Below are 13,479 nucleotides of genomic sequence, written 5' to 3'. Positions count from 1 at the left end.
CTTCCCTGTTCAGGCACCGACCGCGCTCTCCAGCAGACGCGGGCGCGTTCGTTGCTCTTCTATATCCTTAGCTCCGACGACAAGCATATCACCACAAAGCCGCAGCACCGCATCCTCAATCAATCCGCGATCGAACAATCGACGTGCACATTCCGCGCCAGATTCGAGGGCGGCCGCGATCTCGTCCCGTGACAGTTCGCCGACATGTCGGGTGACAAGGCGCGCGCCGAGATCGCTATCGGGCTGAAGCTCGCAGGCGGGCTGCCTGACGATGGCGGGATGCCCCGGCAGATCGACGGCGTTGGCGATGACCGTCGCCGCGGCATCAGCCCGTGACGCGGTCGCGGCCAGCACCGTCACCGCGTCGGCAATCCCGAGCGAAAAGCTGCGGCCGTGGCGTCCGCTGGTCGCGATGCCCCGCACCGGATCGTCCGCATCGACCCTCATGGCGCGCATCACACCGTCACGATCGGGGCGATCCATCAGACCGATCGAAAAATGCTCGCCTCCGCCCAGATGAAGCGCGATGTCGCCGCCATTGTTGACATAAGCCTGATCCAGTGTCGCAGCGCCCAGCATGGCGACGAGAATTTCCTCCGCCACGCTGCCGGCAACGGCAGCCATCGGCGTGATGAAACCGTCAGCGGCAAAGGGCGCGACCGCGGCGTGCATCCTGCGCGCCACCACGCCCTGTAGCGAGGTCCGCTCCTCAGCAGCCGCCCGAAGCGCCGGCAGCTCCGCACAGAGCTCGTCGAGCAACCCGTTGAACCGCTGCGCCGCAGCCTCGTAAGCCGCACGCACCGCGTCCGCACGCCCCCTCGCCTCGATGATCAGATCAATCGGCCCGTCCTGCAAATGCAGCCGCCGACCATCAGACAGCAATGCGATTTGCGGGAGCCTTGTCATGTCCGCGGTCCCGGAATCGGGTTCTGCCAGGGCAACTGCCTGATATCCTCACCGTTCTGCACTTCGGACAACGGCTTCACATGATCCATGTGACCGCCGAGCGCGGCGTAGTCGGACAGCTTCATCGTGAACTCGATCGGCGCGACCAGCGCCGGCGTCGGCACATAGCCAAACGCGCCTGCCGGCATCTGCGTGACATCGACCATGTAGGTGATGCCGCCGCCGGGCCAGACATAGACCGGCGCGCCGCCGCTGGTGACGCGGGTCAGTGCGTCCTTCACCGAGCGGGTCAAACGCACCGGATTGTCGGTGACACCGGCGCGCAACGAACCACCCGCGCCCGCCATGAACAGAACCGTGCACAGCGCCGGCTCGCAATTTTCCTGGATGCGTTCGACCGAGAACTTCAGGTCGGCCGGCATCTCGGTCTCGACCGGGTTCAGGGCCTCATCGAGCACGTAATAGGACGAATGCTCGCCGGTGGTGGAGACCATCAGCATGGTCAGCCCAGCCTTGGCTTCCTTCTTGTCGAAGGGCCCGAGAATCGCCAGCGGATCGGAGATGTTGGTACCGCCCCAGCCCGTGCCGGGATCGGCGACCTGGAAATAGCGGCCGGGCGTCGAGCGCCGGCCCTTCATCTTGATGCCGGTGTCGGCGATGTCGAGCAGCTTGCCGGCCTGATGCTCCGAGAGCACGCCGGTGATGTGGTCGTCGACGACCACGACCTCGTCGACCTTGCCGTGCCATTGCTTGGCGAACATGCCGATCGTCGCCGAGCCGCAGCCGACGCGCATGCGCTCTTCCCTCACGCCGTTGACGATCGGAGGCTGTCCGGCCTGCACCACGACGCTCGCGCCGCCGTCGATGGTCAGTTCCACCGCCTTGCAATTGGCGAGGTCCATCAGCGTGTCGCAGGTGACGCGCCCCTCTTTCTTGGAGCCGCCGGTCAGGTGATGCACGCCGCCGAGCGACAGCATCTGCGAGCCGTATTCGCTGGTGGTGACATGGCCGACCGCCTCGCCTTGCGCGCGCACGGTCGCGGTCTCCGGTCCGAGATAGCGGTCGGTGTCGATCTTCACCTTGACGCCGCAATAGGAGAAGATGCCTTCGGTGACGACTGTCACCATATCGACGCCGTCGACCTCCGCAGAGACGATGAACGGCGCCGGCTTGTAATCGGGATAGGTGGTGCCTGCACCGATCGCGGTCACGAAGGTCGAGGGCTCGTGGACGATCTTGCCGTCCCAATCTTCCGTCCGGCTGAACGGGACCAGCTTGCCGCCATGGGAGACCGTGCGCTCCAGGATCACGTGTGGATCGACGCGGACGAGCTTGCCGTCGTGATTGGCGTAGCGGTCGCAGGCCCCCGCCGCACCCGGCTTGATGTAGCACATCACCGGGCAAGCATCGCAGCGGATCTTGTCGATGACGGCGCTCGTCGTTTCAGTCGTCATGTCGGAGCCAGCGGACTTGCGGTTATCATTCGTATACGAACGATGTTGCGCGCTGATCCCCGGAACTGTCAAGCGGCGGTGCAGTGCAAAAGATACAGCTGCCGCATAAAACCTCATTTGCCTATCCGCGCTGTCCACAAAGAAGGCAACCGCGCTGCAGTGCGGCATGCGCGGCTTGCACGTTTGTGTACAAACGGTATCGTCGCGATGTCGAATTTTATGCGGGCTTGGGACGAGGGATGACGCAAACACCGATCCGCTTCACCGTGAACGGCAGGATCCACGAGGTCACGGCAGAGCATCAGACGCCGCTGCTCTACGTGCTGCGCAACGATCTCGCGCTCAACGGCCCGAAATACGGCTGCGGCCTTGGCGAATGCGGCACCTGTACTGTCCTGATCGACGGCGCCGCGGCGCGCTCCTGTGTGATTCCGGTCGGCGGTTGCGCCGGCCGCGACATCGTGACGCTCGAAGGGCTCGGCACGCGCGATAAACCCGATGTGGTGCAGCAGGCCTTCATCGACGAACAAGCCGCGCAATGCGGCTACTGCCTCAACGGCATGATCATGACCACCAAGGCCCTGCTCGCGATCAACCCGCAGCCGACCGAACAGGAGGCGCTGTCGGCGCTGCGCTACAATCTCTGCCGTTGCGGCACCCACGTCGAAATCCTGCGCGCCGTGATGCGGGCATCGGGCCAGCTCGCCGAGGCCGCGGACTGATGGCCTCCCCTGTTTCGAACGGAGCTGAGCGCCAATCCGGTTCGCTCGTCGTCGTCCGCACCGCGGACGAGGTCACATCCGAGACCTTCATCCGCATCACCGCGGACGGTTCGGTCTCCGCCTATAACGGCCACGTCGATCTCGGCACCGGCATCCGCACTGCGCTCGGCCAGATCGTGGCCGAAGAGCTCGACGTGTCCTTTGCGCGCGTCGTGATCGTGCTCGGCGACACCGCCTTGGTGCCGAACCAGGGCGCGACCATCGCCAGCGAAACCATCCAGATCACCGCAGTCCCGCTGCGCAAGGCCGCGGCCCAGGCGCGGCAGTTCCTCATCGCGCGCGCGGCGGAGCAGCTGGAGCAGCTGGAGGGCGATCTCAGGATCGAGGACGGCCTCGTGCGCGGGCACGACAACCGCAGTGTCAGCTATGGCGAACTGATCGGCGGCGAAGACATCCGGCTCGAGCTTGCCGACGACGTCACCGTCAAGGCTGTCGGCGACTACGCCATTGTCGGCCAGTCGGTCCCGCGCGTCGATCTGCCGGCCAAGGCCACGGGCGAATTGACCTTCGTCCACGACATCCGCGTGCCTGGCATGCTGCACGGCCGCGTGGTGCGGCCGCCCTATTCCGGCGTCGATGCCGGCCCGTTCGTCGGCACCAGCCTGATCGCGGTCGATGAATCATCGGTGCGCGACATTCCGGGGCTCGTCGCCGTGGTGCGCATTGGCGACTTCGTCGGAGTCGTCGCCGAGCGCGAGGAGAATGCGATCCGCGCGGCGGAGCAGCTCAAGGTGAGCTGGAAGCCGACGCCCAGCCTCACCGATCTTTCCGACGTCGAAACCGCGCTGCGCGCCAATCCGTCGACCCCGCGCACGCTGATCGACAAGGGCGACGTCGATGCGGCGATCTCAGGCGCGGCCAAGCCGATGCAGCGTACTTATGTGTGGCCGTATCAGATGCATGCCTCGATCGGCCCGTCCTGCGCCGTTGCCGACGTCCAGGACGGCAATATCCGCGTCTGGTCGGGCACGCAGAACCCGCACGTGCTGCGCAGCGACCTCGCGCTGCTCGTGGAGCGTCCCGAGAGCGAGGTCGAGGTCATCCGGCTCGAGGCCGCCGGCTGCTACGGCCGCAACTGCGCCGACGACGTCACCGCGGACGCCCTGCTGCTGTCGCGTGCGGTCGGCCGCCCCGTGCGCGTGCAGCTGACGCGCGAGCAGGAGCACGCCTGGGAGCCCAAGGGCACCGCGCAGCTCATCGACGTCAATGGCGGGCTCGATACCGACGGCGGCATTGCCGGTTACGATCTCGCCACGCGTTATCCCTCGAACGCCGCGCCGACGCTGGCGCTGCTGCTGACCGGTCGCATCTCACCGGAGCCGGCCGTGCTCCAGATGGGCGACCGCACCGCGATCCCGCCCTACGACTACGACCACATGCGTGTCGTCGCCCACGACATGGCACCAATCGTGCGGGCCTCCTGGTTTCGCGGCGTCTCGGCGCTGCCGAACACCTTTGCGCATGAATCCTACATCGACGAGGCCGCCACTGAAGCCGGCGTCGACCCGATCGAATACCGCCTGCGCTATCTGAAGGACCCGCGCGCCGTCGATCTCGTCAACGCGGTCGCCGAACGTGCGGGCTGGACCCCGCGCCCGGTGCGCGAGGAGAAGGACGGCGAGGTCGTGCACGGGCGCGGCTTTGCCTATGCGCTCTATGTCCACAGCAAGTTTCCGGGCTATGGCGCGGCGTGGTCGGCCTGGGTCACCGACGTTGCCGTGAACAAGACGACCGGCGACGTCAGCGTCACCCGCGTGGTCGCGGGGCAGGACTCCGGATTGATGATCAACCCGGACGGCGTGCGCCACCAGATCCACGGCAACGTCATCCAGTCGACCAGCCGTGCGCTGATGGAGGAGGTCTCGTTCGAGCGCGGTGCGGTGGTGGCGCGCGAATGGGGCGCCTATCCGATCATTCCCTTCCCCGACGTCCCCAAGATCGACGTCTTGATGTTGCCGCGGCAGGACCAGCCGCCGCTCGGCGTCGGCGAGTCCGCCTCGGTGCCGAGCGCGGCGGCCATCGCGAATGCGATCTTCGATGCCACCGGCGTGCGCTTTCGCGAGCCGCCGTTCACGCCCGAGCGGATCCTGAAAGGCCTGCACGGCGAGACACCGGCGACGCCGAAGGCTTTGCCCGCGTCCATATCGCCGCAGTCCCGCATCTGGGAGAACCCGTTCGCCAAGCGCGCCGGCATCTTCGCGGCGATTGCGGCCGTCTGCACCGCCGCGATCGGCATCGGCGCGGCGCTACTGCCAGGGCGCGCCATCGCGCCGATCGCGCGGCCCGATGCCTCGGTCTATTCCGCGGCGACGATCGCGCGCGGCCAACAGCTTGCCGCACTCGGCAATTGCGCGGAGTGCCACACCAACATTGGCGGTGTACTCAACGCCGGTGGCCGCGCATTGGAGACGCCGTTCGGCATGATCTATTCGACCAACATCACGCCCGATGTCGAGACCGGCATCGGTGCCTGGTCCTATCCCGCCTTCGAGCGCGCGATGCGCGACGGCCTGCACCGCGATGGGCGGCAGCTCTACCCTGCCTTCCCTTACACGCACTTTGCGAAGACTGGCGACGCCGACATGCAGGCGCTCTACGCCTATCTGATGGCGCAACCTTCGGTGCGCGCGACGGCGCCGACGAACGAACTCGCATTCCCGTTCAACCTGCGTCCTCTTCTGGCAGGCTGGAATGCGCTGTTCCACGACACGAAGGAGTTCAAGCCGGATCCCGCAAAATCGGATGCCTGGAATCGCGGCGCCTATCTCGTCGAGGGTCTCGGCCATTGCAGCGGCTGCCATTCGCCGCGCAACGCGCTCGGCGCCGAGCAGCGCAATGCCTATCTCGCCGGCGGTTTTGCCGAGGGCTGGGAAGCGCCGCCGCTGACCTCGCTCTCGCACGCGCCGATCCCGTGGAGCGAGGACGAGCTGTTCGCCTATTTGCGCACCGGCCATTCGCGCTATCACGGCGTCGCCGCCGGCCCAATGGCGCCTGTCGTCAGGGACCTCAAAGCCTTGCCCGACCAGGACATCCGCGCGATGGCGGTCTATCTCAATTCCTTCAACGACTCCGCCGCCGATGCACCCGCGCTCGCGGCAAAACTCGAAAGCGCGACGCAAGTCACCGTCGCCTCCTCCACCGGCGCGCGGCTCTATCGGGGCGCCTGCGCCGTCTGCCACGAAGTCGGCGGCCTGCCGCTGTTCGGCAGCCGTCCCTCGCTCGCGCTCAACAGCAATCTGCACAGCGCCACATCGGACAATCTCGTGCAGGTGATCCTGCACGGGATCGCTCATCCCGTGTCGAGCGATCTCGGCTACATGCCCGCGTTTGGGAATAGCATGAGCGATGCGCAGGTCGAGGAGCTGGTCACGTTCCTGCGCAAGCAGTTCGCGCCGGACAAGCCGGCATGGACCGGCGTGCGCGAGACGATCGCGCGCGCGCGGGCGTCGGCGCACTAACGTTCATTCCGTCATTCCGGGGCCCGAGCGTAGCGAGGGAGCCCGGAATCCATAATCGCCAGCCGGGGTTATGGATTCCGGGCTCGCCGCTTCGCGTCGCCCCGGAATGACTCGAAACACTAGCCGTGCTTCTTCACTTCCACCGGCGGCGTGCCGTGGGTGTGGAAGGATTCGATGGTCTTCAAGCCCCAGGCCTGGCCCTTCTTGCGCTCCTCCTCGGTCCACACGATCGGCTTCCAGTCGGGCGCGAGAATGAGGCGCGCGCCGGCATTGGCGACTTCGACGCGGTTGCCGCCGGGCTCGTAGACGTAGAGGAAGAAAGTCTGCTGGATCGCGTGCTTGTGCGGCCCGGTCTCGATGTGGATCCCGTTCTCCAGGAAGATATCGGCCGCGCGCAAAATTTCCTCGCGGCTGTCGAGCGCGTAGGTGACGTGGTGAAAGCGGCCGGGCACGCCGGAATGGTCGAGCGAATAGGCGAAGTCGTAGCTCTTGTTCGACATGGTCAGCCACATCGCGGCTTCGCGGCCGTCATTGAGCACGATCTGCTCGGTGAGCCGGCAGCCGAGATAGTTCTCGAAGAACTCGCGGTTGGCCTTGATGTCCACGGCAAGGCAATTGAGATGGTCGAGACGCCGGACGTTGACGCCGCGCGCAGGAAAGCGCTGCGCCTGGTTCTTCAGCGCAGGTCTAAGCTCCGGCGGCGCCTGATACCATTCGGTCTCGTAATAGAGCTCGACGATGTGACCATCGGGATCGCGGCAGCGGAAGGTCGGGCCCTGCCCCATGTCGCCGTCGATCCAGCCGATATCGAAGCCGGATCCCTTCAGCGCCGCGACACGGCGCTCCAGCGCCTGCTGGCTGCGCGCGCGCAAGGCCATGTGCTCCATGCCCGAGGTCTTCGACGCCGTGAGCTTGAGCGAATAGCGCTCGTAATCGTCCCAGCCACGCAAGTATACCGACTCGCCCTTCTGGCCGCTGACCGTCATGCCCATGACGTCGACGAAGAATTTCAGGCTCTCGTCGGGCTTCGGCGTCAGCAGCTCCATGTGGCCGAGATGGGCGAGATCGAGGATCGGTTCGGGCTGCATGATGTCCTCCAGGCACAGCAAGCGATCCTCAGGCCGGATCGCGTCATCGGACGCCGAGCCGCAACGCGCTCACACATCCGAAGCCGGCACCGAGGCCGCCCCTTCATTTGTACTAATGTACAAATGATTAGGTCTCGTCAACAAATCAAACACTCTGCCTCAACTGGACGAGGCTACGCCGAGACCAATGTCCTGCGAACGGAGGGCCCAGCCTCGCCGGATGGTAAAATATTCCTTAACTGCCGGCGGCTCCAACGCCCTGGAATTGCAGCATTTTCCTGCATTTTCTGCCCAAAACCGTGCCATCGGAACAAAGCTATTGGCCGAATTGTCGCGGATTTAACGAAGCGGCCGCGGCTGCCGTTTAACCGTTTGTGCAGCCGGGCCCCGCATAGTCAGGATTAAACTCCTCGCTCATGCCAGGTTCATTCATCGTGACATCCTTTGGACGCGTGATTTCGGTTCGCGGATCGCTCGCCCGGGTCGGGCTGCTGGCGGAAAGCCAGATGCCGATCTCGGAAGTTCGGGCTACCGTCGGCCGCTTCGTCAGCATTCGCTGCGCCAGCTCGGTCATCGTCGCCATGATCACCGAGGTCTCCTGCGAAAACCTGTCGAGCGCCGACAATTACATCGCCATCGCCTCGGTCGACCTGCTCGGCGAGATCCTCAACGCCGCCGACAAGGCCAAATTCCAGCGCGGCGTCACCAACTATCCGACCATCGGCGATTCCGTCGACCTGATCACCAGCCAGGAGCTGCGCACGATCTACGCGCCGACCGGGTCGGACCAGATCAATGTCGGCTTCCTGCAGCAGGACCGCTCCGTCATTGCCTATGTCGACGTCGAGGAAATGCTGTCCAAGCATTTTGCGGTGCTGGGATCGACCGGTGTCGGTAAATCGACCGGCGTCTCGCTCCTGCTCAACGAGATCCTGAAGGCGCGGCCGAACCTGCGCATCTTCCTGCTCGACGTGCACAACGAATACGGCCGCTGCTTCGGCGATCGCGCACTGGTGCTCAACCCGCGGAACCTGAAACTGCCGTTCTGGCTGTTCAATTTCGAGGAGATCGTCGACGTGCTGTTCGGCGGCCGCGCCGGCGTTCCGGAGGAGCTCGACATCCTCGCCGAGGTGATCCCGATCGCCAAGGGCGTCTATACCCAGTACCAGAACGCCGACCGCATCGGCCTGAAACGCATCGACCCCAAGCAGATCGGCTACACCGTCGACACGCCGGTGCCCTATCGCCTGGTCGACCTGATGTCGCTGATCGACGAGCGCATGGGCAAGCTCGAGAACCGCTCCTCGCGCATCATCTATCACAAGCTGATCTCACGCATCGAGGCCGTGCGCAACGACCCGCGCTACGCCTTCATGTTCGACAACGCCAATGTCGGCGGCGACACCATGGCCGAGGTCATCAGCCATCTGTTCCGCCTGCCCGCGAACGGCAAGCCGATGACGGTGATGCAGCTCGCCGGCTTCCCGGCCGAGGTGATCGATTCCGTCGTCTCGGTGCTGTGCCGCATGGCGTTCGACTTCGGCCTGTGGAGCGACGGCGTCTCGCCGCTGCTGTTCGTCTGCGAGGAAGCGCATCGTTACGCCTCCGCCGACCGCAATGTCGGCTTCGGGCCGACCCGCAAGGCAGTGTCGCGCATCGCCAAGGAAGGCCGCAAATACGGCGTCTATCTCGGCCTCATCACCCAGCGTCCGGCCGAGCTCGACGCCACCATCATCTCTCAGTGCAACACGCTGTTCACGATGCGCCTCGCCAACGAGCGCGACCAGGCGCTGCTGCGCGCCGCGGTGTCCGATGCCGCCGCGAACCTGCTGTCCTTCGTACCCTCGCTCGGCACGCGTGAGGTGCTGGCCTTTGGCGAAGGCGTCGCGCTGCCGACGCGCCTGCGCTTCAAGGAGGTGCCGCCGCACCAATTGCCGCGCGGCGAAGCCACCATCTCGAGCGTGCCGTCGGTCACCTCGGGTCACGACATGCATTTCGTCAGTGCCGTGCTCGAACGGTGGCGCGGCGCCACCTCGCAGCGCGACGTGCCGAACGATCCGGTGTTCTCGGCCCCGCCCGCCAAGACGATGTCCAGCGTCGAAGCCCCGATGCTGCAGCCCTCGATGGGGCTCGATCCCGACCGCTTCTCGCTCTTGAAGAAGCCGCTGCGGTAACCCGCTGACCGGTCCCGGACGCGCCGCGGCGTGCACGCCGCCGCGCAGAGCCGGGACCAACGCCGCAATCACCGTCCTCATCAGCGGAGGCCTTGCCATGCCTCTGGAGCGGCTCGCCCGCATGGACTAAGTATTGCCGACTCGAAGCTGGCTTTCCGGCCCATGCCGACGAAGCGACGGACAGGACATGACCCAACTGGATTGGCCAGAAATTCTGCTGCGCCTCGGAAGTGCAGCGCTCGCCGGAAGCGCGATCGGCCTGAACCGCGATCTGCACGGCAAGCCGATCGGGCTGAAGACGCTCGGCATCGTCGGGCTCTCCACCGCGACCGTGGTGCTGCTCGCGGTCCAGTTCGCCGAGCCCGGCAAGATCACCGATGCGGCAAGCCGTGTGATCCAGGGCATTCTGACCGGCATCGGCTTTCTCGGGGCCGGCGTCATCGTCCACGAGAGCGACCGTTTCCGCGTACGGGGCCTGACCAGCGCGGCGTGCACTTTTCTCGCCGCCTGTCTCGGAATTACCTGCGGCGCCGGCGAATGGAAGATCGTCCTGGTCGCACTGGTCTTCGCTTTTGTTCTGCTCACAATCGGCCGCCGCGTCGAACGCTGGCTGCACCGGATGCTTGGCGGCAAGGATGATCCGCACCAGGCCGAGGCTTCACCGAAGACTCAGGACCGCGGCTAGAACCGCAACCGCCGCGCCCATATCGGCTTTAGCAGCTCGAGCACCGTCAGCAGCAGGAATCCCGCGCCGAGCGTAACCATGAGATCGTCCAGATGCAGGGGACCGAACCGAAACAGGCTGGACGCCGGCGGCCAGAACAGAGCGGCTGCGATAATCGACGCGATCGACACGAAGATCCAGAGCAATGCCGGGTTCGGACGGAAGAAGGCCGACAAGAACGAAGCGCTGAACGACCGGTTGGCCAGCACCAGCGCGAGGACGCAAGTGACGAGCGCGATGAAGGCGAGCGTGCGCGCCTCGTCGGACGGAACGCCGGAACGAAGCGCGACGACGAAGATCGCGGCAATCAAAGCAAATGCCATGGCACCCTGGAGAACGCTCCAGCCAACCAGGGCCCAGGAGAACAGCTCCGCATCGGCGCGCCGCGGCGGGCGGGCCATGACATCGCGTTCCTCCCGCTCGGCTTCGAACACGAGCGAGCAGACGGGGTCGATGATCAGCTCCAGAAGCGCAATGTGGACGGGACCGAGAATCACGGGCAGCCCGAACACCAGCGGAAGCAGCGCGAGCCCCGCGATCGGAACGTGGACGGCGAAGATGAAGGCCATCGCCTTGCGGAGATTGTCGTAGATCCGGCGTCCCAGGCGGATGGATGCAACGATGGAGCCGAAATCGTCGTCGAGCAGGACGATCGAGGATGCCTCGCGGGCGACATCGGTGCCACGGCCGCCCATCGCGATCCCGATATTCGCAGCCTTCAGCGACGGCGCATCGTTGACGCCGTCTCCGGTCATCGCTGCGATCTCGCCGTTGCGCTTCATGGCCTGAACGATCCGCAGCTTCTGCTCCGGCAGGATCCGCGCAAAGATGTTCACGCTCCCGACGAGTGCCTCCAACTCGCGATCGTCGGCGAGCTTGATCTGCTCGCCGGTTACGACGTCGTTGACGTCGAGCCCGGCCTGCCGGGCGATCGCCATGGCGGTCGCCGGATAGTCGCCCGTGATCATGACGACGCGAATGCCGGCCGAGCGACATTCGGCGACGGCTTCGGGGACGTGCGGACGCAGCGGATCGGCCAGCCCGACGAGACCGAGGAAGTGAAACGCAAAGCCTTCGTGCGCGGCCGGCAGAGCCTCACCGTCACAGGTCGCGGCTGCCACGCCCAGCACGCGAAGACCATTTTTCGCCATCGCGGCGACCGAGGCCTGCATCGCCGCCTGCTGCGCACCATCCAGCTTGCACAGCCGTGCGATCGCCTCGGGGGCACCCTTCGCCGAGACGAAGGCTCCCTCGCGATGTGGCAACTGCCAAACCTGACTCATCGCCAGCAGTTCGGGACGCAAGCCGTAGGTGCGGATCAAAGTCCGGGCGCCCGCGGTTTCGTCCTCCTTCGGCAGACCGGCCTGCACGAACGCGTGCAGGGCCCTCTCCATCGGGTCGAAGGGTTCCGGCGAGCTTGCCAGGACGCTGCAGCGCGCCAGCTCGAAGAACTCTGCGCCCACAGGAGCGGGCTGTGGCGAGGCAACGCGCAGACTCGTCCCATCGCGCAGCCTCAGTTCCGCGACCGACATCCGGTTCTGCGTCAGCGTGCCCGTCTTGTCGGTGCACAGCACCGTGGCCGAGCCAAGCACCTCGATCGCGGCCGCGCGCCGCGTCAGCACGCGCGCCTTCGAGATGCGCCAGGCGCCCATGGCCATGAACACCGTGAGGACGACGGCAAACTCCTCGGGCAACATGGACATGCCGATGGCGATGCCGCCGAGCAGCGCCTGCAGCCAATCCCCGCGCAATGTTCCGTAGAGCACGACCGCGGCCAGGCTGATCGCAGCGCCGCCGAGAAAGCAGAGCCGCACGAGCCGTGCAGTCTGCTGTTGCAGCCGCGGCGGCTCCGCCTGCAGGCCATGCAGCGACAATCCGATCTTTCCGATCTCGCTGCGAGGGCCCGTCGCCTTGACCTCGGCCAGCCCCTCGCCGCGCACCACCAGCGAGCCTGAATAGACGAAGGGCAAGTCATCGCCACCCGGACGATGGTCAGCGAACGCGGCATCGGCGATCGGCATCTTGACGGCCTGCTTGCGCACCGGAACCGACTCTCCGGTCAGCAGCGACTCGTCGACCGCCAGATCCTGCGCTCTGACGAGCACTGCATCTGCCGGAACCCGGTCGCCTTCGGCCAGGACAAGGAGATCGCCACGGACGACCTCGCGGCCGGCGATCCGCTGCCGCTCACCGTCCCTGACCACAAGCGCTCGCGGACTGGTCAGCTCCCGCAGGGCTTCCAGCACGCGTTCGGTGCGGGTTTCCTGCACGATGGTGATCACGACGGAGATGGCGCCGAACGCCAGGAGCAGCAGTGCCTCGCGGAGGTCGCCGAGCAGCAGGTAGACCAGCCCGCCGCACAGAAGCAGCGCGAGCATCGGCTCGCGCAACACCTCGATCACGATGCGCAGCGGCGTGCGCCGTTCGGCCCGAGGCAGTTCGTTGAAACCGTCCTGGTGCAGCCGCAGCCGGACCTCGGCTTCGCTGAGCCCGGCCGAACCTGCGCCTTGGTGCTTGCTCACGTCTTCCGCCGCAGGCTCCAGAGACTCCCCGCCCCGACGACGGCCGTCACAAGCAGGACAGCAACGAAGGTCTGAATGATGGTGAAGTTCAGGGCGTCACGCGCGACGAACAGCGCGGTGACCGCGCCGGCGATGATAAAGACGATGCGAAAGATGATGCTCATGGCCGTGCCTCCAGTCCTGCATGACTTGGAGCCCGGGCCCTCGACGTCGGGGCGCAACGCTGCCTCTGCAACCATGCAGGCAAACTCTAGCCGGTCACCGCGGCGCAGATTTGCGACAGGTCAAGCCTGCTCCGGCCATCGCCGCATCTGACCGATCGGCGGGTGCGACCCGATGTCCCGCGGCGGATCGCTCAGCCGCGGCATCGC

The 13,479-nt window shown here is 65.8% G+C and carries 9 protein-coding genes; 4 read left to right on the top strand and 5 right to left on the bottom strand.

The features are described from left to right. Positions 1 to 9 precede the first annotated feature (9 nt). Together TSA1_RS35970 and TSA1_RS35965 are read right to left on the bottom strand one after the other, a co-directional pair. A complete protein-coding gene (locus TSA1_RS35970; protein WP_100180453.1) occupies positions 10 to 906 on the bottom strand; it encodes a UPF0280 family protein in 897 nt (298 codons plus the stop codon). Continuing rightward, complete coding sequence (locus tag TSA1_RS35965; RefSeq protein ID WP_100180452.1) at positions 903 to 2,360, bottom strand: 6-hydroxynicotinate reductase; 1,458 nt, start codon at positions 2,358 to 2,360, stop codon at positions 903 to 905. Before TSA1_RS35965 ends, TSA1_RS35970 begins: the two co-directional genes overlap by 4 nt. Before the next feature lie 239 nt (positions 2,361 to 2,599). On the opposite strand from TSA1_RS35965, the gene TSA1_RS35960 reads away from it, so the two are divergent. Next, complete coding sequence (locus TSA1_RS35960; protein ID WP_100180451.1) at positions 2,600 to 3,082, top strand: (2Fe-2S)-binding protein; 483 nt, start codon at positions 2,600 to 2,602, stop codon at positions 3,080 to 3,082. Then, entirely contained in the window at positions 3,082 to 6,600 is a 3,519-nt protein-coding gene (locus TSA1_RS35955) for a molybdopterin cofactor-binding domain-containing protein (protein WP_100180450.1), read from the top strand. The genes TSA1_RS35960 and TSA1_RS35955 overlap by 1 nt, the downstream gene beginning before the upstream one ends. A gap of 119 nt (positions 6,601 to 6,719) precedes the next feature. On the opposite strand, the gene TSA1_RS35950 is transcribed toward TSA1_RS35955, so the two are convergent. Further along, positions 6,720 to 7,688 carry a catechol 2,3-dioxygenase gene (locus TSA1_RS35950; protein WP_100181530.1) on the bottom strand — a complete coding sequence of 323 codons (969 nt, stop codon included), beginning with the start codon at positions 7,686 to 7,688 and terminating at the stop codon, positions 6,720 to 6,722. Positions 7,689 to 8,104: 416 nt separating this feature from the next. Here TSA1_RS35950 and TSA1_RS35945 point away from each other — a divergent pair, with 416 nt between their 5' ends. Further along, on the top strand, positions 8,105 to 9,862 hold the full coding sequence (locus TSA1_RS35945) for an ATP-binding protein (protein ID WP_100180449.1): 1,758 nt from the start codon (positions 8,105 to 8,107) through the stop codon (positions 9,860 to 9,862). Positions 9,863 to 10,049: 187 nt separating this feature from the next. Then, complete coding sequence (locus TSA1_RS35940; RefSeq protein WP_100180448.1) at positions 10,050 to 10,547, top strand: MgtC/SapB family protein; 498 nt, start codon at positions 10,050 to 10,052, stop codon at positions 10,545 to 10,547. Here the strand turns inward: TSA1_RS35940 and TSA1_RS35935 are convergent. Both TSA1_RS35935 and TSA1_RS40220 read right to left on the bottom strand, forming a co-directional pair. Continuing rightward, positions 10,544 to 13,108, bottom strand: coding sequence for a cation-translocating P-type ATPase (locus TSA1_RS35935; RefSeq protein ID WP_100180447.1), 2,565 nt, complete (start codon positions 13,106 to 13,108; stop codon positions 10,544 to 10,546). The genes TSA1_RS35940 and TSA1_RS35935 overlap by 4 nt on opposite strands. Then, the gene (locus TSA1_RS40220; protein ID WP_174719234.1) at positions 13,105 to 13,272 is read right to left on the bottom strand and encodes a hypothetical protein; all 168 of its coding nucleotides are present in this window, start codon (positions 13,270 to 13,272) and stop codon (positions 13,105 to 13,107) included. Before TSA1_RS40220 ends, TSA1_RS35935 begins: the two co-directional genes overlap by 4 nt. Positions 13,273 to 13,479: the final 207 nt, after the last annotated feature.

The organism is Bradyrhizobium nitroreducens, from assembly GCF_002776695.1.
In the GTDB taxonomy this organism is placed as follows: domain Bacteria; phylum Pseudomonadota; class Alphaproteobacteria; order Rhizobiales; family Xanthobacteraceae; genus Bradyrhizobium; species Bradyrhizobium nitroreducens.
Note: the sequence above shows the minus strand (reverse complement) of the source record. Positions and strands in the feature narration are given on the sequence as shown.